Source organism: Streptococcus sp. (assembly GCF_032481935.1).
In the GTDB taxonomy this organism is placed as follows: Bacteria; Bacillota; Bacilli; order Lactobacillales; family Streptococcaceae; genus Streptococcus.
In genome coordinates, this window is sequence record NZ_JAWERU010000006.1 from 1 (window position 1) to 23969 (window position 23969).

Annotated in this window: 21 protein-coding genes; 17 read left to right on the forward strand and 4 right to left on the reverse strand. The window is 40.0% G+C overall.

Features of this window, described 5'->3' with window-relative positions; genetic code table 11:
* Positions 1-372 precede the first annotated feature (372 nt).
* From trkA to E7C97_RS01590, 8 genes are all read left to right on the forward strand, one after another.
* Complete coding sequence (trkA, locus tag E7C97_RS01555; RefSeq protein ID WP_316107860.1) at positions 373-1722, forward strand: Trk system potassium transporter TrkA; 1350 nt, start codon at positions 373-375, stop codon at positions 1720-1722.
* 3 nt (positions 1723-1725) lie between these two features.
* Positions 1726-3165, forward strand: coding sequence for a TrkH family potassium uptake protein (locus E7C97_RS01560; RefSeq protein ID WP_045763704.1), 1440 nt, complete (start codon positions 1726-1728; stop codon positions 3163-3165).
* Positions 3166-4009: 844 nt separating this feature from the next.
* Positions 4010-4702: a CPBP family intramembrane glutamic endopeptidase gene (locus E7C97_RS01565; protein WP_049527337.1), complete on the forward strand. Its 693-nt coding sequence runs from the start codon at positions 4010-4012 to the stop codon at positions 4700-4702.
* A gap of 356 nt (positions 4703-5058) precedes the next feature.
* Positions 5059-6288, forward strand: coding sequence for an arginine deiminase (gene arcA, locus E7C97_RS01570; protein ID WP_301559751.1), 1230 nt, complete (start codon positions 5059-5061; stop codon positions 6286-6288).
* 67 nt (positions 6289-6355) lie between these two features.
* Positions 6356-7369 (forward strand): ornithine carbamoyltransferase, encoded by a 1014-nt coding sequence (gene argF / locus E7C97_RS01575; RefSeq protein ID WP_198921496.1) that lies wholly within the window; start codon positions 6356-6358, stop codon positions 7367-7369.
* Positions 7370-7627: 258 nt separating this feature from the next.
* Positions 7628-8575, forward strand: a complete 948-nt coding sequence (arcC, locus tag E7C97_RS01580; protein ID WP_045763700.1) for a carbamate kinase — start codon at positions 7628-7630, stop codon at positions 8573-8575.
* A 93-nt stretch (positions 8576-8668) separates the two neighbouring features.
* Entirely contained in the window at positions 8669-10177 is a 1509-nt protein-coding gene (locus E7C97_RS01585) for a YfcC family protein (RefSeq protein WP_045763699.1), read from the forward strand.
* Positions 10178-10195: 18 nt separating this feature from the next.
* Positions 10196-11524, forward strand: coding sequence for a dipeptidase (locus E7C97_RS01590; RefSeq protein ID WP_316107867.1), 1329 nt, complete (start codon positions 10196-10198; stop codon positions 11522-11524).
* A 611-nt stretch (positions 11525-12135) separates the two neighbouring features.
* On the opposite strand, the gene E7C97_RS01595 is transcribed toward E7C97_RS01590, so the two are convergent.
* From E7C97_RS01595 to E7C97_RS01605, 3 genes are all read right to left on the reverse strand, one after another.
* Positions 12136-13680 carry a peptide chain release factor 3 gene (locus E7C97_RS01595; RefSeq protein ID WP_316107869.1) on the reverse strand — a complete coding sequence of 515 codons (1545 nt, stop codon included), beginning with the start codon at positions 13678-13680 and terminating at the stop codon, positions 12136-12138.
* A 240-nt stretch (positions 13681-13920) separates the two neighbouring features.
* The gene (locus tag E7C97_RS01600; protein ID WP_316107871.1) at positions 13921-14613 is read right to left on the reverse strand and encodes a TIGR02206 family membrane protein; all 693 of its coding nucleotides are present in this window, start codon (positions 14611-14613) and stop codon (positions 13921-13923) included.
* A gap of 9 nt (positions 14614-14622) precedes the next feature.
* The gene (locus E7C97_RS01605; RefSeq protein ID WP_316107872.1) at positions 14623-15309 is read right to left on the reverse strand and encodes a TIGR02206 family membrane protein; all 687 of its coding nucleotides are present in this window, start codon (positions 15307-15309) and stop codon (positions 14623-14625) included.
* A 212-nt stretch (positions 15310-15521) separates the two neighbouring features.
* Here E7C97_RS01605 and gatC point away from each other — a divergent pair, with 212 nt between their 5' ends.
* From gatC to nusB, 9 genes are all read left to right on the forward strand, one after another.
* Entirely contained in the window at positions 15522-15824 is a 303-nt protein-coding gene (gatC, locus tag E7C97_RS01610) for an Asp-tRNA(Asn)/Glu-tRNA(Gln) amidotransferase subunit GatC (RefSeq protein WP_004251926.1), read from the forward strand.
* Positions 15824-17290 (forward strand): Asp-tRNA(Asn)/Glu-tRNA(Gln) amidotransferase subunit GatA, encoded by a 1467-nt coding sequence (gene gatA, locus E7C97_RS01615; RefSeq protein WP_316107874.1) that lies wholly within the window; start codon positions 15824-15826, stop codon positions 17288-17290. The genes gatC and gatA overlap by 1 nt, the downstream gene beginning before the upstream one ends.
* Positions 17290-18735, forward strand: coding sequence for an Asp-tRNA(Asn)/Glu-tRNA(Gln) amidotransferase subunit GatB (gene gatB / locus E7C97_RS01620; RefSeq protein WP_316107876.1), 1446 nt, complete (start codon positions 17290-17292; stop codon positions 18733-18735). Before gatA ends, gatB begins: the two co-directional genes overlap by 1 nt.
* A 52-nt stretch (positions 18736-18787) precedes the next feature.
* Positions 18788-19180, forward strand: coding sequence for a hypothetical protein (locus E7C97_RS01625; protein ID WP_045763692.1), 393 nt, complete (start codon positions 18788-18790; stop codon positions 19178-19180).
* Positions 19181-19230: 50 nt separating this feature from the next.
* On the forward strand, positions 19231-20187 hold the full coding sequence (locus E7C97_RS01630) for a zinc-ribbon domain-containing transport protein (protein WP_316107879.1): 957 nt from the start codon (positions 19231-19233) through the stop codon (positions 20185-20187).
* Positions 20188-20196: 9 nt separating this feature from the next.
* Entirely contained in the window at positions 20197-21324 is a 1128-nt protein-coding gene (locus E7C97_RS01635; protein WP_316107881.1) for an SPFH domain-containing protein, read from the forward strand.
* An 80-nt stretch (positions 21325-21404) separates the two neighbouring features.
* Positions 21405-21965: an elongation factor P gene (gene efp, locus E7C97_RS01640; protein WP_000568646.1), complete on the forward strand. Its 561-nt coding sequence runs from the start codon at positions 21405-21407 to the stop codon at positions 21963-21965.
* 28 nt (positions 21966-21993) lie between these two features.
* Positions 21994-22383 (forward strand): Asp23/Gls24 family envelope stress response protein, encoded by a 390-nt coding sequence (locus E7C97_RS01645; protein WP_049503061.1) that lies wholly within the window; start codon positions 21994-21996, stop codon positions 22381-22383.
* The gene (nusB, locus tag E7C97_RS01650; RefSeq protein WP_000203647.1) at positions 22376-22798 is read left to right on the forward strand and encodes a transcription antitermination factor NusB; all 423 of its coding nucleotides are present in this window, start codon (positions 22376-22378) and stop codon (positions 22796-22798) included. The genes E7C97_RS01645 and nusB overlap by 8 nt, the downstream gene beginning before the upstream one ends.
* A gap of 54 nt (positions 22799-22852) precedes the next feature.
* On the opposite strand, the gene E7C97_RS01655 is transcribed toward nusB, so the two are convergent.
* Complete coding sequence (locus E7C97_RS01655; RefSeq protein WP_316107884.1) at positions 22853-23578, reverse strand: type II CAAX endopeptidase family protein; 726 nt, start codon at positions 23576-23578, stop codon at positions 22853-22855.
* Positions 23579-23969 lie beyond the last annotated feature (391 nt).

Below are 23969 nucleotides of genomic sequence, written 5' to 3' on the forward strand. Positions count from 1 at the left end.
GCAAAAAAATAGCCACACTGCCCGGAGTCAAGCTCAGCAAACAGCGTGGTTAAGGCATCGTTAACTTACCTCACAACAGGTTTGAAGTAAATCAGCGAAACTACTGTTTTAGTATATCACTTTCAGCTTGATTGTCAATAGAAATGACTTGATTTTTTCAATTTTTTTACAAACATATTTACATTAGTTAAAAATGTTTCTGTATTCATTAGAATTAGACGAAAATAGCTGATTTATATCTTAAATTTTTAATAAGGAAGATTATCAATAGGACAATTTCCCACCCTAATAATGAAAAGAGTCGGTTGCCGAGTGCATTTTATTCTAAAAAAGAGTATGATAGATATATATTGAAAAAGTAGGTTATATAACATGAAGATTATTCTTGTCGGAGGGGGGAAAGTTGGTTCTGCCCTTTGTCGTTCACTTGTCGCTGACAATCATGATGTTGTCTTAATTGAACAGAACGAAACCGTTCTTAATTACATGACAAGCCGTTTTGATATTATTGGAATTGCAGGTAATGGGGCTGACTTTGCCATGCTAGAAGCTGCCAATGTTCAAGACTGCGATATTTTCATCGCTATGACTCAATATGACGAGGTCAATATGGTCTCTGCTGTCTTAGCTAAAAAGATGGGGGCTAAAGAAACCATCGTCCGTGTCCGCAATCCTGAGTATTCCAACCCCTATTTCAAAGAAAAAAATATTCTCGGATTCTCTCTCATTGTCAATCCAGAACTCCTAGCGGCTCGTGCTATTGCTAACATCATCGACTTCCCAAACGCTCTTTCTGTTGAGCGTTTTGTAGGTGGTTTGGTTAGTTTGATGGAATTTGTTGTCCGTAAGGATAGCAATATCTGTCAGATGTCTATCGCAGACTTCCGGAAAAAGTTTGGCAATGTGATTGTTTGTGCTATTGAGCGCGATCATAAACTGATGATCCCTAGTGGCGACCTTATTTTAGAAGATAAAGACCGTATCTTTGTAACAGGTCATCGTATCGATATGATGCTTTTTCATAACTATGTCAAATCTCGTGTCGTTAAGAGCTTACTCATTATCGGTGCCGGCAAAATCGCCTACTACCTTGTTGGTATTTTGAAAGATAGCCGTATTGATACCAAGGTCATTGAACTCAATCCAGATCGCGCAGCATTTTTCAGTCAAAAATATCCAAAACTCTACATTGTACAAGGGGATGGGACTGCAAAAGATATTCTCCTGGAAGAAAGTGCACAACACTACGATGCTGTCGCAACCCTTACTGGAGTTGACGAAGAAAACATTATTACATCTATGTTCTTGGATAGTGTTGGTGTTCAGAAAAACATCACTAAGGTCAATCGAACTAGTCTCCTAGAGATTATCCATGCACCTGAGTTTTCTAGTATCATCACACCAAAAACTATCGCTGTTGATACGATTATGCACTTTATCCATGGTCGTGCCAATGCTCAATATTCAGATCTTCAAGCGATGCACCACCTAGCAAATGGACAGGTTGAAACTCTTCAATTCCTTATCAAGGAAGCTAACAAGATGACTGGTAAACCTTTATCTCAATTGAAACTCAAAAAAGATATTTTAATTGCTGCTATTATCCGCAATGGAAAAACAATCTTCCCCACAGGTGAAGATAGCCTTCAAGTCGGTGATAAGTTAGTTGTCATCACACTACTATCAAATATCACCAAGATCTATGATCTGTTAGAGAGGTAAGCTATGAATAGAAGTATGGTACGATTTCTTCTTGCAAAGCTACTCTTGATCGAGGCTGGTCTACTCTTAGTTCCAGTTAGCATTGCTCTTTATTATCGAGAATCGAGTCAAGTTTTTACAGCTCTTTTCTCTACCATCGGAATCCTTGTTGTTCTAGGTCTTCTGGGAATTATCAGTAAGCCTAAAAAACAGCGAATCTATGCAAAAGAAGGGGTCTTAATTGTGGCTCTCTGTTGGATTCTCTGGTCATTCTTTGGTGCCCTTCCCTTTGTCTTTTCAGGACAAATTCCCAATATGATAGACGCCTTCTTTGAGATTAGTTCTGGCTTCACAACAACGGGAGCAACTATTTTAAATGATGTTTCTGTCTTAAGCCGTTCCCTTCTATTTTGGAGGAGTTTTACTCACCTTATCGGAGGGATGGGGGTGCTGGTTTTTGCCCTAGCTATCATGGACAATGCAAAAAACAGTCACTTAGAGGTTATGAAGGCAGAGGTTCCTGGACCAGTATTTGGTAAGGTTGTATCTAAACTAAAAAATACAGCTCAAATCCTTTATATCCTCTACCTGGCTATGTTTGCCCTCTTTGTGGTTATCTATTACCTTGCTGGGATGCCACTTTACGATAGTTTTGTCATCGCTATGGGTACTGCTGGTACAGGTGGCTTTACTGTTTATAATGATGGAATTGCCCACTATCACAGTTCTCTCATTACCTATCTGACAAGTATCGGGGTTTTGATGTTTGGTGTCAATTTCAACCTCTACTACTACCTCATGCTCCGTCGTATCAAGGAATTCTTTTTTGATGAAGAACTCCGAGCCTATCTCTTGATTGTAGCCATATCAACTGGCTTAATCACGCTTAACACACTCCACCTCTACAGCGGAGTTTCACAAAGCTTTGAGATGGCCTTCTTCCAAGTATCTAACATCATTACCACTACCGGTTTTGGATATGGGGATATCACGAACTGGCCTTTGTTTTCTCAATACATCTTGCTAATGCTGATGGCAATCGGTGGTTCTGCTGGCTCCACTGCAGGTGGTCTCAAGGTTATTCGCGGAGTCATCCTATCTAAAATTGCTAAAAATCAAGTCTTGTCTACCATATCACCTCACCGTGTGTTAACCCTTCAGGTTAATCAAACGGTTATTGATAAGGATACTCAGCACAAGATTCTGAAGTACTTTGTGGTTTACATCATGATTCTACTCAGTTTGATTTTCATCGTCAGTTTAGATACCAATAATTTAATGGTTGTTACGAGTGCTGTTTTCAGTTGTTTTAACAATATCGGTCCTATTTTAGGAACAACTGCAAGTTTCTCAATTTTTAGTCCATTTTCAAAACTTCTACTATCTTTTGCAATGATTGCAGGACGTCTTGAAATCTATCCAATCATACTACTCTTTATGAAGCGCACTTGGTCTAAACGTTAGAACACCTATCTCCTCTCTTCAAGGAACCCTTGAAGGGGGATTTTTTAGTTTCAAAAGACAAGACAGCTCTAAAAATCGACAATTGGGAATTTAAGGACTTTTCTCACCTATCTTTTAGCTATAATAAGAAAAAAATATAGGGGATACTTTATGGAAAAAGTCATAAAATCAATTCGACTACTTTTGTTCTTTGCCTTAATCCAACTGGCACTTTGTAGTTGTATCTTTTGGTCTGGAACCTCTCTGGCCCTCAAACAATCCTGTTTTTATTTTCTACTGGCTTTATTGGGATTATCTGGGTCTTGTGCCTTTATGCATTATTTATCTAGTCACAACCTGAAAAGAGATAGACTGATTGACAGGAGTCGCTTTATCTTTTTATTTTATAGTATGATGATTGTGGTCAATCTCTGTGGAGTTGGGCTGGTTCTATCAGAGACTATCGTTACTGTCAACTTACTTCAAAAAGAAGCCGTGGAACTCATCCTCCCTTCCTTCTTTTTTCTCTTTGGAGTTGATCTCGTCACCTTTCTCCCCTTGAAAAAATGGAGAAGGTTACAAAAAAATTCCAGTAGCAAGGAAGTGAGATTTTCCGTCATCATCATTTCCATTTTAATCTTCCTACGTAATCCAATCACCATTTTATCGATTGCTTTTTATATTGGTCTTGGTGCTTTATTTCTCAGTTTTTTATTCCCCAAAAATTTGAGACAGGAGGTATCATTCTACAGTCATTTGATTCGGGATATTCTATTCGTCGTCTGTACTCTCCTCTTATGGTAACAAATAGAATCCTTGCAATAATTATGTTATAATTAATAAAAATTTTTTAGGAGATACATCAATGAACTTTTTTAAAGATTTTCGTAAGCGACTCGCTTGGTTTGGGATTTTGTTAGTAGCTATCTTTCTTTCTCAAACTCCTATGCTAACTCTAGCTATACTAACTAAAATTCAGTTTAATCCAATTTGGTCAACAATTCTTGTGTCCCTTATTTCGATTCTTGTACTTGCTATCTTTTTATACGGAGCCCATAAGAGCAAGTTGCTGGATTTAAAATCTAAACTTTTTACCGTTAACGATGTTCCTCGAATTGTCTTTAGCTACCTAGCTATTTATGTTGGAAATCTTGTAGGTGGAATCTGGTTACAACTCATGAAGCAAACAACAACTTCTAATCAACAAGTAATTAACAACCTTATTTCTGAAAGTTCTCTGATTAGCAGTTTCTTCCTCATCGTTTTAATCGCACCTATTTGTGAAGAAATCATCTGTCGCGGGATTATTCCTACCAAACTCTTCCAAGGCTATGAAAAGTTTGGATATATTATTGGTTGGCTAATCTTCCTCCTTGCACATACGCCTTCTAATCTCCCTTCCTTCTTGATTTATGGTTGGATGTCTACTGTCCTCACTTGGACTGCTTATCGTACTAGACGTTTGGAAATGTCTATCTCGGTCCATATGCTACTTAATAGTATCAGCTTCATCTTACTGGCACTCTTTACAATTTTTATGAAAAATTTCGGTATCTAATACCCAACTATCCATTTCCTTAGACTAGAATGTTTCGTTCCAGTCTAAGGGATTTTTTTTGTTTCAAGAAACTTTTCACCTCAGAAAATCCACCTTTTTCTACAATCTCAATATTTTTTTAAAAAATTTTAAAAATATTTTTATGCATAAATTTTATAGAATATAAATATAAGTTAACTTAACATGTATATTTGTGAATATTCTTATAAAAAAATGTAAGAAATCCTATAAAATAGCCATTTTCAAGCCTTTTTGGCCTTATCATATCCCTTGTAATGCATATTAATTTGTGATACTATTAACTTGTAAGCGATACCAATATAGTTTGGTACACACGAGAAAAAAGGAGGAAACACATGTCTTCACATCCAATTCATGTTTTCTCAGAAATTGGAAAACTGAAAAAAGTTATGTTGCACCGTCCGGGTCAAGAATTAGAAAACTTGATGCCAGATCACCTTGAGAGGTTGCTCTTTGATGACATCCCATTTTTAGCAGATGCCCAAAGTGAACACGACGCCTTTGCTCAAGCACTCCGTGACGAGGGAATCGAAGTGCTCTATCTTGAACAATTGGCTGCTGAATCATTAACTTCTCCTGAAATACGTGACCAGTTCATAGAAGAATATCTCAATGAAGCAAATATTCGTGGTCGACAAACTAAAAATGCCATCCGAAAACTGCTTCATGATATTGACGACAATCTTGAACTGATCAAGAAAACAATGGCAGGTGTTCAAAAAGTTGAATTGCCTGACATCCCTGAAGAAGGCAAAGGATTAACTGACTTGGTTGAATCTGACTATCCGTTTGCCATCGATCCAATGCCAAACCTTTACTTCACCCGCGACCCATTTGCGACTATCGGGAATGCAGTATCACTCAATCACATGTACGCCGATACACGCAATCGCGAAACACTTTATGGTAAGTATATCTTCAAGCATCACCCAATCTATGGTGGTAAGGTAGAGCTCATCTATAACCGTGAAGAAACTACTCGGATTGAAGGTGGAGATGAACTTGTTCTTTCAAAAGATGTCCTAGCAGTTGGAATCTCTCAACGGACCGATGCCGCTTCTATCGAAAAACTTTTGGTTAATATCTTCAAAAAGAATGTTGGCTTCAAGAAAGTTTTGGCTTTTGAATTTTCAAACAGCCGTAAGTTCATGCACTTGGATACTGTCTTCACCATGGTAGACTATGATAAATTTACAATCCACCCAGAAATCCAAGGCAATCTTCACGTCTATTCTGTCACTTACGAAAATGAAGAACTCAAGATTGTTGAAGAAAAAGGAGATTTGGCAGAGCTCCTTGCTCAAAACCTTGGTTTAGAAAAAGTTACACTCATTCCTTGTGGTGATGGTAATATTGTTGCAGCTGCTCGTGAACAATGGAATGATGGCTCTAACACACTCGCTATTGCACCAGGTGTCGTAGTCGTTTATGAACGCAACACTGTGACCAATAAGAAACTTGAAGAATATGGACTTCGTCTCATTAAGATTCGCGGACGGGAATTGGTACGTGGACGTGGTGGACCTCGTTGTATGTCAATGCCGTTTGAACGCGAAGACATTTAGATTCTTCCTATTTCTGCCTAGCATCTGTTAGCAGAATAATACTTGTTAGAAAAGGATATATAGAATGATACATTCAGTATTTCAAGGAAGAAGTTTTCTAGCTGAAAAAGATTTTACCCGTGCAGAGCTCGAATATTTGATTGGACTTTCAGCTCACTTGAAGGATCTTAAAAAACGAAACATCGAACACCGCTATCTAGCTGGTAAAAATATTGCTCTTTTATTCGAAAAAACTTCTACCCGTACACGCGCAGCCTTTACAACTGCTGCAATCGATCTTGGTGCACATCCAGAATACCTGGGGGCAAACGATATTCAACTAGGTAAAAAAGAAACTACTGAAGATACCGCAAAAGTTTTAGGACGTATGTTTGATGGTATTGAATTCCGTGGTTTTAGTCAAGATATGGTTGAAGAATTAGCAGAATTCTCTGGTGTTCCTGTTTGGAATGGCTTGACGGATAAATGGCACCCAACTCAAATGCTTGCAGACTATTTGACAGTACTAGAAAATTTCGGACATCTTGAAGGTTTGACTTTGGTTTACTGTGGTGACGGTCGTAATAATGTTGCCAATAGCCTTCTAGTAACAGGAGCGATCCTTGGTGTGAACGTTCATGTCTTTTCACCAAAAGAACTCTTCCCAGATCAAGCAGTTGTTGCACTGGCTGAGGAATATGCCAAAGAAAGTGGGGCTCACATTCTCATCACAGAAGATGCTGATGAAGCTGTAAAAGGGGCTGATGTCCTTTACACTGATGTTTGGGTATCTATGGGCGAAGAAGATAAGTTTGCAGAACGCGTCGCTTTGCTAAAACCTTACCAAGTCAATATGGATCTTGTTAAGAAAGCAGGCAATGAAAACTTAATCTTCCTCCACTGTTTACCAGCCTTTCATGATACGAACACTATCTATGGCAGACAAGTAGCTGAGAAATTTGGCGTAAAAGAAATGGAAGTAACTGATGAGGTCTTCCATAGCAAGTATGCTCGTCAATTTGATCAAGCAGAAAATCGTATGCACACCATTAAAGCCGTTATGGCCGCTACACTAGGAAATCTCTATATTCCTAAAGTGTGATGCCAACTATAACAAACAGCTTAGGGGCTGAGACTAGTGTTTTAGTCCAGTCCCTTTTTGTAGAAGTTACGAGCTCTGAGTTGAAATTCCCCAATAGTCACCATTCAAGCAAAAACCTCATAACAAGTAACTGCCTTCCAGTTATCCGCATTTCGAAATTCCAACTCAACTCGTCCCTACAGAGTCTTTCTTCTCAACTTCCAAATCCAAGCTTTTAACCAAAATTGGTTTTTGTTCATCCAAAAGAAAGGAGCGCTCATGTCTCATCGTAAAATCGTTGTCGCTCTTGGAGGAAATGCCATTCTGTCCACAGATCCATCTGCTCAAGCTCAAGAAGCTGCTCTGGCAGAAACAGCACGTCATCTGGTGAAACTCATCCAAAATGGCGATGAATTGATTATCACCCATGGCAATGGACCGCAAGTTGGTAACCTACTCCTCCAACACCTAGCAGCGAATTCCGAAAAAAATCCCGCCTTTCCTCTAGATTCACTTGTTGCTATGACAGAGGGTAGCATCGGTTTTTGGCTCCAGAATGCTCTAGAAAATGCTTTACAGGATATTCATCTTGATAAAACTGTCGTTTCTGTTGTCACACAGGTTGTCGTAGACAAGGATGACCCTGCCTTTCTCAATCCAACCAAACCAATCGGTCCATTCTACTCAGAAGAAGAGGCTAAAGCGGAAAGCGAAAAAACTGGGGCTAACTTTAAAGAAGATGCAGGTCGTGGTTGGCGTAAGGTAGTGGCTTCTCCAAAACCCATTTACATCAAAGAAATCGACAGTATACGCGCACTCTTAGATAAGGGACAAATTGTCATCGCAGCAGGCGGTGGAGGTATTCCTATCGCCAAAAATGAAAACGGTTACTTTTCGGGAGTGGAAGCTGTCATCGATAAGGACTTTGCATCGCAATGCTTGGCAGAGCTAGTCGAAGCAGATCTCTTCATCATTTTAACTGGTGTCGATTATGCCTATATCAACTATAACAAACCAAATCAGGAAAAATTGGAACGGGTAACTGTAAGCCAACTCCAAGAATACATCCAAGAGGGGCAATTTGCTCCTGGTAGTATGCTGCCAAAAATCCAAGCTGCCATTGATTTTGTGACCAATCGTCCAGCAGGAAAAGCAGTTATCACTTCTCTTATCAATCTAGGAGCCTTGATTGAATCTGAAAGTGGAACAATCATTGTGAAAGAATAATAGTTTAGTCATACCTTTCAAGAAAGTTTAGTCAGCACTCTTGCCACATCATTCGTTTTTATACTGTGTGACATAGTTTAGGAGGAAAAACAAATGAGTGAAAATAAAAAAAGGTTTCAAATGCCCTCATCATACACTGTTTTGATTATCATCATTGCCATTATGGCATTTTTAACCTGGATCATTCCAGCAGGTAAGTATGATACCAATGAAGCAGGTAACCTCATCGCAGGTACCTATCAAACTGTTGACTCAAATCCTCAAGGGATTTACGATATCCTTATGGCACCAATTCGTGCCATGCTCGGTCACAAACCAACCAGCGCAGCTATCGACGTTGCCTTCTTTATCCTTATGGTCGGAGGTTTCCTTGGTGTCGTAAACGCTACTGGTACACTCGATGTAGGGATTGCCTCCATCGTTAAAAAATACAAGGGTCGCGAAAAAATGTTGATTCTCATCCTCATGCCCCTCTTCGCACTTGGAGGAACTACCTATGGTATGGGAGAAGAAACCATGGCCTTCTATCCCCTTCTTATTCCTGTAATGATGGCAGTTGGTTTTGACAGTATCACTGCCGTAGCCATCATCTTACTAGGTTCTCAAGTTGGTTGTTTGGCATCTACATTGAATCCATTTGCTACTGTTATCGCCTCTGATACTGCGGGAATTTCTTCTATGGATGGGGTTATTCTCCGTGTTATCTTCTGGTTCGTAATGACAGGTATCAGCACTTACTTTGTCTATCGTTATGCAGAAAAGATTCAAAAAGATCCTACTAAATCACTCGTTTACGCTCAACGCGAAGAAGATATCAAACACTTTAATGTTTCAGATAACGATGATGCACCATCTACCTTGAGCAAGAAACAAAAACATGTCCTCGCTTTATTTGTATTAACCTTTATCATTATGATTGCAAGTTTCATCCCTTGGGTTGATTTGCATGTTACTGTATTTGAAGACTTCAAGAATTGGTTAATCGGCCTTCCTGTAATTGGAGGAGTTATCGGTTCAGATGCTCTACCATTTGGTAGCTGGTACTTCCCAGAAGGCGCTATGCTCTTTGCCGTTATGGGGATTTTGATCGGTGTTGTCTATGGTCTCAAAGAAAGCAAGATTGTCTCAACCTTCCTAACTGGTGCTGCAGATTTGCTTTCAGTAGCCTTGATTTGTGCGGTTGCTCGTGGTATCCAAGTTATCATGAACGATGGTATGATTACTGCAACCATCCTACACTGGGGTGAAGTTGGCCTTCAAGGTCTTTCTCCTCAAATCTTCATCGTATTGACCTATATCTTCTACCTACCTATGTCCTTCCTCATTCCTTCTTCATCTGGTCTTGCTAGTGCAACTATGGGTATCATGGCTCCTCTTGGAGAGTTCGTCAATGTTAAAGCAAGCCTTATCGTCACTGCCTACCAATCTGCATCTGGTGTCCTTAACCTTGTAACTCCTACTTCAGGTATTGTTATGGGTGCTCTTGCTCTTGGTCGTGTCAGCCTTGGAACTTGGTGGAAATTTGTTGGAAAACTCGTCATCGTCATTGTCGTTGCAAGTATTCTACTTCTTATCTTAGGTACCTTAGTGCCATTCTTATAGAAACAAAGGGAGATACGGATGAAATCCTATATTACAGAATCAATCAAAGAGGATTTTCTTCAAAGTTTGAAAACAATCATCTCTTATCCTTCTGTTCTCAATGAAGGTGAAAATGGCACTCCCTTTGGTCAAGCAATTCAAGATGTCCTGAAAAAAACTCTGGACTTGTGTCAAGAACTTGGTTTTAAAACCTATCTTGATCCTCAAGGATATTATGGGTATGCAGAAGTTGGTGAGGGGGATCTCCTTGCCATCCTCTGCCACCTAGATGTCGTTCCTGCAGGTGATTTGACAGACTGGGAAACTCCTCCATTTGAAGCTAGTATCAGAGATGGTCGGATTTATGGTCGGGGTTCTCAGGATGATAAAGGACCTTCTCTTGCAGCCCTTTACGCAGTCAAAAGCTTGCTTGACCAAGGAATTCAATTCAAAAAACGGGTTCGTTTCATATTTGGTACTGATGAAGAAACCCTTTGGCGTTGTATGGCAAGATATAATGCCATTGAAGAGCAAGCCAGCATGGGATTTGCTCCTGACTCCTCATTCCCATTAACCTATGCAGAAAAAGGACTCCTTCAGGTCAAACTTCATGGACCTGGATCAGAACAACTCGTCTTAGAGGTAGGTGGAGCCTTTAATGTCGTTCCTGATAAGGCAACTTATCAAGGACCGCTTATGGAACAGATCCAAGAAGGGCTAATATCTGCTGGTTACGATTATCAACAAAATGACCAGAACCTTACTGTTCTAGGAGTATCTAAGCATGCTAAGGATGCTAGCCAAGGGATTAATGCAGTCATTCGATTAGCCACCGTGCTTGATTCCATTCAATCCCATCCTGCACTTACATTTCTTGCCAAAGAAGTTGGTCAAGATGGTCAAGGAAAAGGAATCTTTGGTGATATCAGCGACCAGCCTTCTGGACATTTATCCTTTAATGTGGCCGCCTTAACCATTACTCCCGAAAGTTCTGAGATTCGAATTGATATCCGAATCCCAGTCCTTGCAGACAAGGATGCCCTTGTTCATCAGCTGATAAAGTGTGCAAAAGCTTACCAACTTAGCTACCAAGAATTTGACTACTTGGCACCACTTTACGTTGCAAGAGATAGCCTGCTCGTCACTACACTCATGCAGGTTTATGAAGAAAAAACTGGTGACAAGAGTCCCGCTCTATCATCTGGCGGTGCAACCTTTGCACGTACCATGCCAAACTGTGTCGCTTTTGGCGCCCTCTTCCCAGGAAGAGAACAAACAGAACACCAAGCAAATGAATATGCTATCTTAGATGATCTCTATCATGCTATGGATATCTATGCTGAAGCTGTTTACCGATTAGCGACCTAAAAGACCTCCTAAACTCCGTCCCACATTGGGGCGGAGTTTTAGGGAAATTTTGAATAGCAAGCTACAAGAAAAGCCAAGAAAAATATCTTCTTGGCTTTTTTACAATAGATTTAAGGTAAGTGACCACCTAAGGTACTCATTTTCCGCTACAACACACAATTAGTATGGCAATAGCAGGCAGCTAGACTACTTTCTAACTGTTACGACGGTAAAGCCCACGAATCGATACCGTTCGTGGACTTTTCCTAATGAAGCGTTTAGGCAAATCGCCTTAACGGTTACCAATTGTTAGATTACGACACAGAGCATTACGACACGAAGAGTCGAAAACGATTATTTTTCGCCGATGAGTTAGTAAGGCAGGTAGGTAATACACTATCTAATCCTTACGACGTAAAGTTTTACTAGTGGAGCGCCTAGCCAAGTCCATAAAAACTTGGCGTTAGTTACTTAGATTGTTATACAACCACATAAATTTACTGAACTACGACACGGAGTTTGGCAAATCGATTTTATTTGCCAAACGCAGTTAGTAAGGCAGTTAGCTAGACCGCAAAATAGCGGCTAGCGTCCAACAATTAGGAACTTTAGTTCCAATTGTTGGTACTGAGTTACATCTTCTCCTCTAGCTCAACGTCTGGATACTTGTCCGCAAACCAGCGGAGGGCAAAGTCGTTTTCAAAGAGGAAGACAGGTTGGTCAAAACGGTCTTTTGCTAAGATATTACGGCTCGATGACATGCGTTCATCTAAGTCTTCTGGTTTGATCCAGCGAACGGTCTTTTTACCCATTGGGCTCATAACGACTTCTGCATTGTACTCATTTTCCATGCGATGTTTGAAAACTTCAAACTGCAATTGACCAACTGCCCCAAGCATGTATTCACCCGTTTGGTAGTTGGTATAAAGCTGAATAGCTCCTTCTTGAACCAATTGCTCTATTCCCTTGTGGAAGGATTTTTGCTTCATAACGTTCTTAGCAGAAACTTTCATGAAAATTTCAGGGGTAAAGGTTGGCAGTGGTTCAAATTCAAATTTGTTTTTCCCAACTGTCAAAGTATCTCCCACCTGATAAGTACCAGTATCGTAAACTCCGATAATATCTCCTGCTACGGCATTAGTGACATTCTCACGACTTTCTGCCATAAACTGAGTAACATTTGACAGCTTAGCTCCCTTACCAGTACGAGGGAGATTAACACTCATACCACGCTCAAATTCACCAGAGACAATACGGACAAAGGCAATACGGTCACGGTGACGAGGGTCCATGTTGGCTTGGATTTTAAAGACAAAGCCTGAGAAATCCTTGTCGTAAGGATCCACAATTTCGCCATCTGTTTTCTTGTGACCATGTGGTTCTGGAGCAAACTTGAGGAAGGTTTCAAGGAAGGTCTGTACTCCAAAGTTAGTAAGAGCTGAACCGAAGAATACTGGAGTTAATTCACCCGCAAGGATGGCTTCTTCTGAGAATTCATTTCCAGCTTCTTGCAAGAGTTCGATATCATCCTTGACTTGCTCGTAGAATGGGTTGCTAGCAAATAGCTTGTCCCCATCTTCCAGACTAGCAAAGCGTTCATCCCCTTTGTAAAGTTCCAAGCGTTTATTGTAAAGGTCATAGAGTCCCTCAAAAGCTTTCCCCATCCCAATCGGCCAGTTCATCGGATAGCTAGCGATGCCCAAGACTTCTTCCAATTCTTGCAAGAGGTCTAGTGGCTCACGGCCATCACGGTCAAGCTTGTTCATAAAAGTGAAGACTGGAATACCACGATGTTTGACAACCTCAAACAATTTCTTGGTCTGGGCCTCGATACCCTTGGCAGAGTCCACAACCATGACAGCCGCATCCACCGCCATCAAGGTACGGTAAGTATCTTCTGAGAAGTCCTCGTGCCCTGGTGTATCTAGGATATTGACACGTTTGCCATCGTAGTCAAACTGCATGACAGATGAGGTTACCGAAATCCCACGTTGTTTCTCGATATCCATCCAGTCAGACTTAGCAAAGTTTCCTGTCTTCTTCCCTTTTACAGTACCTGCCTCACGAATCTCTCCCCCAAAGTAAAGCAATTGCTCAGTGATAGTCGTTTTACCAGCGTCCGGGTGGGAGATGATGGCAAAGGTACGACGTTTTTTGATTTCTTCTTGAATACTCATAACTTCTCTTTCTTTTTACTTTTTTTGAATTATTTGAATTTCTAATCGCTCTTTGTTACATTGGACCCTAAAATTCCTTTCAACACTCCATTATATCGGATTTTAGGGAGTTTTTCAATCGCCTACACAAGAAAAAGCAGGTCTCTATAATAGACTTGCTTTTAAATAATGGATGTTGCAATTTGTGTTTTGTGATTGGTCGACTCAAATTCTATATCTTCTTTTAGCTTACAATCTAAATCATGAAAGAGTTGATTCTAGTGCCATTTTCTTTTGCCAGCGTTTCTTAAACAAGATATCAAAGAGTACTAAGGCTGAAGAAAGAATGATTGAAACCAACAGATATTTTATCCAAATAGGAGCATCTGGAATAAAAGGCGTGGTATTCAAGAGTCCGTAATTTCCACCTGTCACTTGATTTACCCCTACTAGAAATAGATTGAGAATAAAAGTGTAGGCGATGATTCGATACTTTTTAAGCAGGGTTTTATCATAATGATTCATGAGATAGACCAGGGAATTGACCAGGAGAGCATAATGTCCAATCAGGAATGAAAAACTGGTAATATGTGGGAAATCATAAGGATCAAAAACCGGATAACCCAAGGCAAATACTGCTCCACTAGCTCCCATAAGGGCAAAATACTGCTTTGTTTTCCATTTATCTGGCAAGAAAACTACTGCAAACATGGCCAAGCGGCAATGGTATAAAGGTAGACTATTTGAAAATGGAATGCTAAAGCCAATATACCAAGTGTAAAGAGCTAGCAGTTGCGCTATTTGAACCCACTTAAACAATCGAACAAATTTGGGATTTTTGTAGTAAGTAAGAGATCCATAAATAGACAAGGCAAGAAGGCCTATCATGATACCGTACCAAAAAATCGGAATAGGCGGTGGTGTGGTTTGGGTTCTTGTAATAAAATGATGCATAAGATCTCCTTAATTTATTAGCTGACGATTCTTCAGTTTATATTTAACAAATTGATTGATGAGGACGAGAATCCCTGTCATCAAACTAGTTACTATCAAATAATTAACCAAGGCGCCATGATCCCCAATCACAGGGGGATTACTCAAAAAGCCATAATTCCCTCCTGTCAAGAGGTTGGCTAGAAAGATAATTGCATTGACACCAAAGGTCATCTGACATATTTTCCAAGCATCCCCTTTTTCAACTTTATAATATCTAATAAGATAAATCAAGCAGTTAGCCAAGAGGGCCCAGTGTCCGAAAACATTGTTGACCGAGGAAACATGAGGGAAAGGAAACGGATAAAAAACTGGATAAACTAAAGCCATAATAGAACCAAATACTCCAACCAAGGCAAAGTATTGTTTGAAAAAGGTCTTATTAGGGGCAAAAAGAATCATCCACATAGCCATGCGACTATGGTAAAAAGGGAGAGCCTCAGATAGGGGCAGGCGTGCAGCAATATACCAAGCGTTGATAATCAGTAATTGAATCAATTGACCCCAATACCAAAAATCTCGATAAGGTTTAGAGGAGGCATAGCGAATTGATAGAGCAGCTATGACTAGTAAAGAAGTCGGTAACAAAATGTACCATGTCCCCAAGTCTGGAGGGACTGTTTTTTTACTGGTAAAAAGTAAATCCCAAATTGTCATATGTTCTCCTTAACTTATTCGAGTCGGTAAATGTCTCCATCTTGTTTGCCGACTAAAAACCAATGCTATTCTTGCTTCTATTTTCAACCATTATATCGAATTAAAATCCTTTTTTCAATTTCTACTTCTTTTCAACTTGACTTACCTTATTTATAGGAAAATATGGTAAAATAGAACAGATAAATAATCATCATTTCACGAAAGGATATCAGATGAAAATTACGCAAGAAGAGGTAACACACGTTGCCAATCTTTCAAAATTAAAATTCTCAGAAGAAGAAACTGCTGAGTTTGCGACAACCTTGTCTAAGATTGTTGATATGGTCGAATTGCTCGGCGAAGTCGACACTACTGGTGTTGAACCAACGACTACCATGGCAGATCGCAAGACCGTTCTTCGCCCAGACGTAGCCGAAGAAGGAACTGACCGTGATCGCTTATTTAAAAATGTACCTGAAAAAGACAATTACTATATCAAGGTGCCAGCTATCCTGGACGATGGAGGAGATGCCTAATGACTTTTAACAATAAAACGATTGAAGAGTTGCACAACCTCCTTGTATCTAAGGAGATTTCTGCAACCGAACTAACGCAAGCAACGCTTGAAGATATCAAGGCGCGTGAAGAGGCTATCAATGCCTTTGTCACTATCGCTGAAGAGCAAGCTCTTGCTCAAGCCAAAGCTATTGACGAAACTGGAATTGACGCTGACAATGTCCTTTCAGGAATTCCGCTAGCAGTTAAGGATAACATCTCTACAGACGGCATCCTCACAACTGCTGCCTCAAAAATGCTTTATAACTATGAGCCAATCTTTGATGCGACAGCTGTTGCCAATGCAAAATCTAAGGGCATGATTGTTGTCGGAAAAACCAACATGGACGAGTTTGCCATGGGTGGTTCTGGTGAAACATCTTACTACGGTGCAACTAAAAATGCTTGGGACCACAGCAAGGTTCCCGGTGGATCATCTAGTGGTTCCGCAGCTTCTGTAGCTTCAGGACAAGTCCGTTTGTCTCTTGGTTCTGATACAGGTGGATCCATCCGCCAACCAGCTGCCTTCAACGGGATTGTTGGTCTCAAACCAACCTACGGAACAGTTTCACGTTTCGGTCTGATTGCCTTTGGTAGTTCATTAGACCAGATTGGACCTTTCGCACCAACCGTTAAAGAAAATGCGCTCTTGCTCAATGCTATTGCCAGTCAAGATGCCAAAGACTCTACTTCTGCTCCAATCCGCATTGCTGACTTTACTTCAAAAATCGGTCAAGACATTAAGGGCATGAAAATTGCTTTGCCTAAGGAATACCTTGGCGAAGGGATTGACCCAGAAGTTAAGGAAACCATTCTGAACGCTGCTAAACACTTTGAAAAACTTGGTGCTATCGTTGAAGAAGTGAGCCTTCCTCACTCTAAATACGGTGTGGCAGTCTACTACATCATCGCTTCATCAGAAGCTTCATCAAACTTACAACGTTTTGACGGTATCCGCTATGGTTTCCGTGCTGAAGATGCTAAAAACTTGGACGAGATTTACGTTAATACTCGCAGCCAAGGATTTGGTGATGAAGTGAAACGTCGTATCATGCTTGGAACTTTCAGCCTTTCATCAGGTTATTACGATGCCTACTACAAGAAGGCTGGTCAAGTTCGTACCCTCATCATCAAAGATTTTGAAAAAGTCTTTGCAGATTACGATCTCATCCTTGGTCCAACAGCTCCAAGCGTGGCCTTTGACTTGGATTCACTCAACCACGATCCAGTTGCCATGTACTTGGCTGACCTCTTGACTATCCCAGTCAACTTGGCTGGACTTCCAGGAATTTCAATTCCTGCAGGATTTGCCCAAGGTCTACCTGTCGGGCTCCAATTGATTGGCCCTAAATACTCAGAAGAGACTATCTACCAAGCTGCTGCTGCTTTTGAAGCAACAACAGACTACCACAAGCAACAACCCGTGATTTTTGGAGGTGATAACTAATGAACTTTGAAACAGTCATTGGACTTGAAGTCCACGTAGAGCTTAACACCAATTCCAAAATCTTCTCACCTACTTCTGCCCACTTCGGAAATGACCAAAATGCCAATACTAACGTGATTGACTGGTCTTTCCCTGGCGTACTGCCAGTTCTCAATAAGGGTGTTGTCGACGCTGGTATCAAGGCAGCTCTTGCCCTCAACATGGACATCCACAAGAAGATGCACTTTGATCGCAAAAACTACTTCTATCCTGATAATCCTAAAGCCTATCAAATTTCTCAATTTGATGAGCCAATCGGATACAACGGCTGGATTGAAGTGGAGTTAGAAGATGGTACAACTAAGAAAATTGGTATTGAACGTGCTCACCTAGAGGAAGACGCTGGTAAGAACACCCACGGTACAGATGGTTTCTCTTATGTCGACCTTAATCGTCAAGGCGTGCCATTGATTGAGATTGTATCTGAAGCCGACATGCGCTCACCAGAAGAAGCCTACGCTTATCTAACAGCCCTCAAGGAAGTGATCCAATACGCTGGTATCTCTGACGTTAAGATGGAAGAAGGTTCTATGCGTGTAGATGCCAACATCTCCCTTCGTCCTTATGGTCAAGAGAAATTCGGTACCAAAACTGAGTTGAAAAACCTAAACTCCTTCTCAAACGTGCGTAAGGGTCTTGAATACGAAGTGCAACGTCAGGCTGAAATCCTTCGTTCAGGTGGTCAAATCCGCCAAGAAACACGCCGTTACGACGAAGCTAACAAGGCAACTATCCTCATGCGTGTCAAGGAAGGTGCTGCAGACTACCGCTACTTCCCAGAACCAGACCTACCACTCTTTGAAATCTCAGATGAGTGGATTGAGGAAATGCGTACTGAATTGCCAGAGTTTCCAAAAGAACGCCGTGCTCGCTACGTATCTCAACTTGGTCTATCAGACTACGATGCTAGCCAGTTGACTGCAAACAAAGTCACTTCTGATTTCTTTGAAAAAGCTGTCGCCCTCGGTGGTGATGCTAAACAAGTTTCTAACTGGCTCCAAGGTGAAGTCGCTCAATTCTTGAACGCGGAAGGCAAGACACTGGAACAAATCGAATTGACACCAGAAAACTTGGTAGAAATGATTGCCATCATCGAAGACGGTACTATCTCTTCTAAGATTGCCAAAAAAGTCTTTGTCCATCTAGCTAAAAATGGCGGTGGAGCGCGTGAATACGTGGAAAAAGCTGGTTTAGTTCAAATCTCAGATCCTGATGTTTTGATTCCAATTATTCATCAAGTCTTTGCGGATAACGAAGCCGCTGTTGCCGACTTCAAGTCAGGAAAACGTAACGCCGACAAGGCCTTCACAGGATTCCTCATGAAAGCAACCAAGGGTCAAGCCAACCCACAAGTAGCCCTTAAACTACTTGCCCAAGAATTGGCTAAGTTGAAAGAGAATGAGTAAATATACTTTCGTTAATAGCCTTTTCTACTAAAAAATAGAATAAGGAGAATAAATGAACAAATTTTTACGAGTACTATTTATTTTAGTTATTGTCGCCATGTTGGGTGCTTCTATTCTACAAATCTTTCTCCCATCATATATGGGAGAGCATTCTGGTTACGGTATTTCTGCAGGATGGCAAAGAGAAATTGGAATTTGGAATCTAGCTGTCTTAATTATTATTCTTGCCGTTAATATTAAGTACGATTGGTTTTACCTGAGAATTGCCCTTCTTGCCCTCATCATTGGTGGTATAGGAATAGGAACAAATCATTTGTTAAATTTTATTGAATATCATTCTCCTGTTAATGCGATTGGTGCTATCGAGAATTATATACTCGTATTTGGTTGGATTATAGGGTGGTTTATTGAAAATAAAACTATAAAACTCCAAAACTCTTTATAGACATAAAATTTAGCAAAAACTATTTTTGTACTCACATAGTTAGGAGACATATGAAAAAGTTATATACTCTTCTCGCCACTTGTTTATTGTTGTTCTTCTTCACACCATTTAACTCAATTGATGCTGGCGTTGGCCATTCGCGAAGTGGTAGCTCTAGCCGAAGCAGTTCAAGAAGTAGCAGCCGCAGTAGCTCAAGTCGCAGCTCCTCTTATAAAAGTAGCTATCGCTCTGGAAGTAGCTCCTCTAGTTCAGGTGGTTCTTTAGGTACTGGTATGAACATGCTTATCATGTTTGGTGTTGGAGGTTTCTTACTCTACATGTTCATCAAATATCTAAGAGACCAGAATTCATCTTCTGGCAAGTCTTACGGTAGTTCAACTGGGTATAATCCACCTAGCCATCGTCGAGTAGAACACAACACACTAGCCGTTAGTCGTCTCAAATATGGTGATCCAAACTTTGATGCTGATGCCTTCGCTTCATGGGTTAAAGAAGTCTATATTCAGTTGCAGGCAGCCTGGACTAAAAAGGATTGGAATTTGGTCCGCTCTCTCGAAAGTACTAGTCTCTATTCCCAACATAGTACTCAACTCGAAGATCATATTCGGGCAAAAACAACTAATGTTTTAGAAAAAGTCTATGTTGAAAATATCCGCATTAAAGATTTCTACGAAAATCCAGATGGTAACGATACCCTTGTTGTTATCTTGTCATCTACACTCAGAGACTATGTCATTGAAGACCAAAGCAAACGTGTCATCGAAGGTGATCCTCAAGAGGACTTGTTTACAGTCTATCAAATGAACTTCATCCGCAAACATGGTAGCCAAACCGAAAACAATGTTCAAGATGAAGCTGTTAGCGACCACTGTCCAAACTGTGGTGCACCATTGAAAATCTCAGCTATTAGCCAATGTGAATATTGCGGAGCTGAGCTCACACGTAGTCCAAATCAATGGGTACTCGATACCTACGATGTTGTGGATGAAGACGAACTTTATAATTAGGAGGAATTTATGGGATTTATTCGTGCCGCTCTATCTTCAGGGCTTAATAGTTTCAACGACAGCAAATTTAAAGAAGCTATCGTACTTCCAAATAACCTAACAGCCGATGCTTTGGCCATTAAAGGCCAACTTCTTTCAAAAGATCCAGATGGCAAATCTAGACAAAGCAATCAAAACACTGGACTACTAACAGATGGTAGTGTCGTTATTGTTCCTCAAGGCTATGTCGCTATTCTAGTGAACAACGGTACCTTCCTTGGAGATGTCTTAGAAGCTGGTAGCCACGAATGGCGTTCAGGAGATAATGCCTGGCTCCTTGAAAAAGGTGGTATAAAGGGTACTTGGGAAAACTTCAAAAACCGCTTCTCTTTTGGTGGTCAAGTCATTACCCAACAAGAAATCATCTTTATTCGTATGCAACCCGTTGCCGGAAATAAATTCGGTACACAGAATGCTGTAGAATATTTCAGTGAACGTTATCAACAACTGCTCAACATCCGCTTCTACGGTTTGTTTGATATCAAAGTTGCTGATCCAGTCCTATTCTATGTTAGCTCCATCAGTCAACAAATTGAAGACCATAAAGCCTTTACATTACAAAATGTAGCTCAAGGAACACTCCGACAAAATATCGCACCAAAGATTGCCATTGCAATTGCTAAATTTACCAATGAAAACAAGGTAGATATCTATAGCCTTAATGCCAATCAAGATACTTTCAATGAGCTAGCTAAACAAGAAGTTAATAAGGTATGGGCTGGACTTTATGGGATTGAAACAACTAACATCCTACTTGAAGATTTAAGCTATGATCAAGAAAGCTTAGATATTGTCCGTAAGCTTGATAGCGAGCTTGTCGCCATGAAGTACAATACGATTGAGATTGAAGAACGTCGTGCTCGTAATGAAGCTCTCATCGCTGCTGCTAACAATGAAGGCAATGGTAATGGTATGAACATGATTATGGGAATGAACCTAGGACAAACACTTGGTGGTCAACTCAACCAACAAGCCCAAACTCAAGCCCCTATTCAAAATAATGGGCAAACTGCAAGCAAGAACTTTTACATCGAGGTAGACGGTAAGTATGTTCTCGTAACCAAAGATGAAGAAGGAAATATCGTACCAGTCAACTAATTCAAGCTAATCTGATATTTGAGAATTATTGCATTTTATGGTACAATAAAGAGTAAACTATTTATTAAAGAGGTAAAATCATGATTGAAGCAAGTAAACTAAAGGCTGGTATGACTTTTGAAACAGCTGAAGGAAAATTGATCCGCGTTTTGGAAGCTAGCCACCACAAACCAGGTAAAGGAAACACTATCATGCGTATGAAATTGCGTGATGTCCGTACTGGTTCAACTTTTGAAACAAGCTACCGCCCAGAAGAAAAATTTGAGCAAGCGATCATCGAAACAGTTCCAGCTCAATACTTGTACAAAATGGATGACACAGCTTACTTCATGAACACAGAAACTTATGACCAATACGAAATTCCTGTTGTGAATGTTGAAAACGAATTGCTTTACATCCTTGAAAACTCAGATGTAAAAATCCAATTCTACGGAACTGAAGTAATCGGTGTGACTGTACCAACTACTGTTGAATTGACAGTTGCTGAAACACAACCATCTATCAAAGGTGCTACTGTTACAGGTTCTGGTAAACCAGCAACAATGGAAACTGGTCTTGTTGTGAACGTTCCAGACTTCATCGAAGCAGGTCAAAAATTGATTATCAACACTGCAGAAGGAACTTACGTTTCTCGCGCCTAATCTCTAGAAACTAGAAAGAGGTCATTCTATGGGAATTGAAGAACAACTTGGCGAAATCGTCATCGCCCCACGTGTACTTGAAAAAATCATTGCTATTGCAACTGCGAAAGTTGAAGGCGTACACTCTTTTTCAAACAAATCAGTATCTGACACCCTTTCAAAACTTTCTCTTGGTCGTGGCGTATATCTAAAAGAAGCAAACGATGAGCTCACAGCTGATATCTACCTCTACCTAGAGTACGGTGTCAAAGTTCCTAAGGTTGCTATGGCTATCCAGAAAGCTGTTAAGGATGCTGTCCGTAACATGGCTGATGTTGAAATCTCTGCTGTCAACATTCACGTTGCAGGTATCGTTCCAGATAAAACACCAAAACCAGAATTGAAAGACTTATTCGACGAGGACTTCCTCAATGACTAGTCCATTATTAGAATCTAGACGTGAACTACGTAAGTGTGCTTTCCAAGCCTTGATGAGTCTTGAATATGGTTCAGATTTAGAAACTGCTTGTCGCTTCGCCTACACACATGATCGCGAAGATACAGACGTACAACTTCCTAACTTCCTTGTAGAGCTCGTTTCTGGTGTCCAAGCTAAAAAGGATGATCTGGACAAACAAATTACTCAACATTTGAAAACTGGTTGGACCATCGATCGTCTGACTTTGGTAGAAAAGAATTTACTACGCCTAGGAGTTTTTGAAATCACTTCATTTGATACTCCTCAGCTCGTAGCTGTTAACGAAGCTATTGAACTTGCTAAGAGCTTTTCAGATCAAAAATCAGCCCGTTTCATCAATGGACTCCTCAGTCAATTTGTGACAGAAGAAGATTAAATAATATAGAAAAAGTGTTTGACAGTTATCAAACACTTTTTTCTTTGCCTTCCACTATCTAAAAAAGTGGTAATAGACATAATTATAAACAAAAATCCAGATGGGCTTGGCATAAGTGAGAAAGTTGAAAAAACTATGGCATAGGATTGTGATTTTTAGATTCTTTGTCCAACGGTAGACAAGGGCAAAGAAAAGGCCTCCTAAACTATAAAACATCAAACTGATGGGATCTCGATGGGAAAACACCAAATGACTGATTCCAAATATAAGAGCTGATAAGATAACATCCAGATAATACTTGGAGTTTGGAAAGAAGGTATTCATAAAATATCCTCTATCAACCATCTCCTCAAATATAGGGGCCACGATGACACTCGATATAAAATGGAAACTAGTCGCTAAAAAAGTAGGTTGTCCATTAGAATATAATGTCGAAATAAGGTCTTGAAAGATATACTTGTTATTAATTAAGGGATGAAACTGTAACTGAAAAGTATTCAACAACTGACGAACAAAATAAGTAGCCACTAGGCTTATTACAAGGTAAAAGAATCTTGACTTCTTCGAGCCCTTTGTTTCAAGAATATAGAGCATTTTTTTCTTTTTTAACCAGCAGACAAACATCACTAAAAGAGTTACTTCCCCAACTGCTGAAATGCTATAATAACCATCTATCCCCAATCCTAAAAACTTAGTCAGATGAAGACTACTAAACTCTAGTAGATAAACCGAGAGGAATATAAAGAATGTATAGACTCCCAAATGCCAAAGTTTTTTCATACTCACTCCTTAAAAAATTTAAATTACCTTGATGGAGGAAAAGAATAACAATCCCCTATTCAATTTATTAGTTATATACTGACCTAGCACAGCATAAAATCTATAAAAACTTATACTCTTCGAAAATCAAATTCAAACCACATCAGCTTCACCTTGGATTATATATGTGACTGACTTCGTCAGTCTTATCTACAACCTCAAAGCTGTGCTTTGAGCAACCTGCGGCTAGCTTCCTAGTTTGCTCTTTGATTTTCATTGAGTATTAATCTATTCTCTGTAGCACTTATAGATTATCATTCCTTATTATATAATATACATCTTTTGTTAACGACTCTCAGTTCCATCTCCTCAACTGTCAATTTTTAATCCTGAAATGAATTTTTGAGAGAAA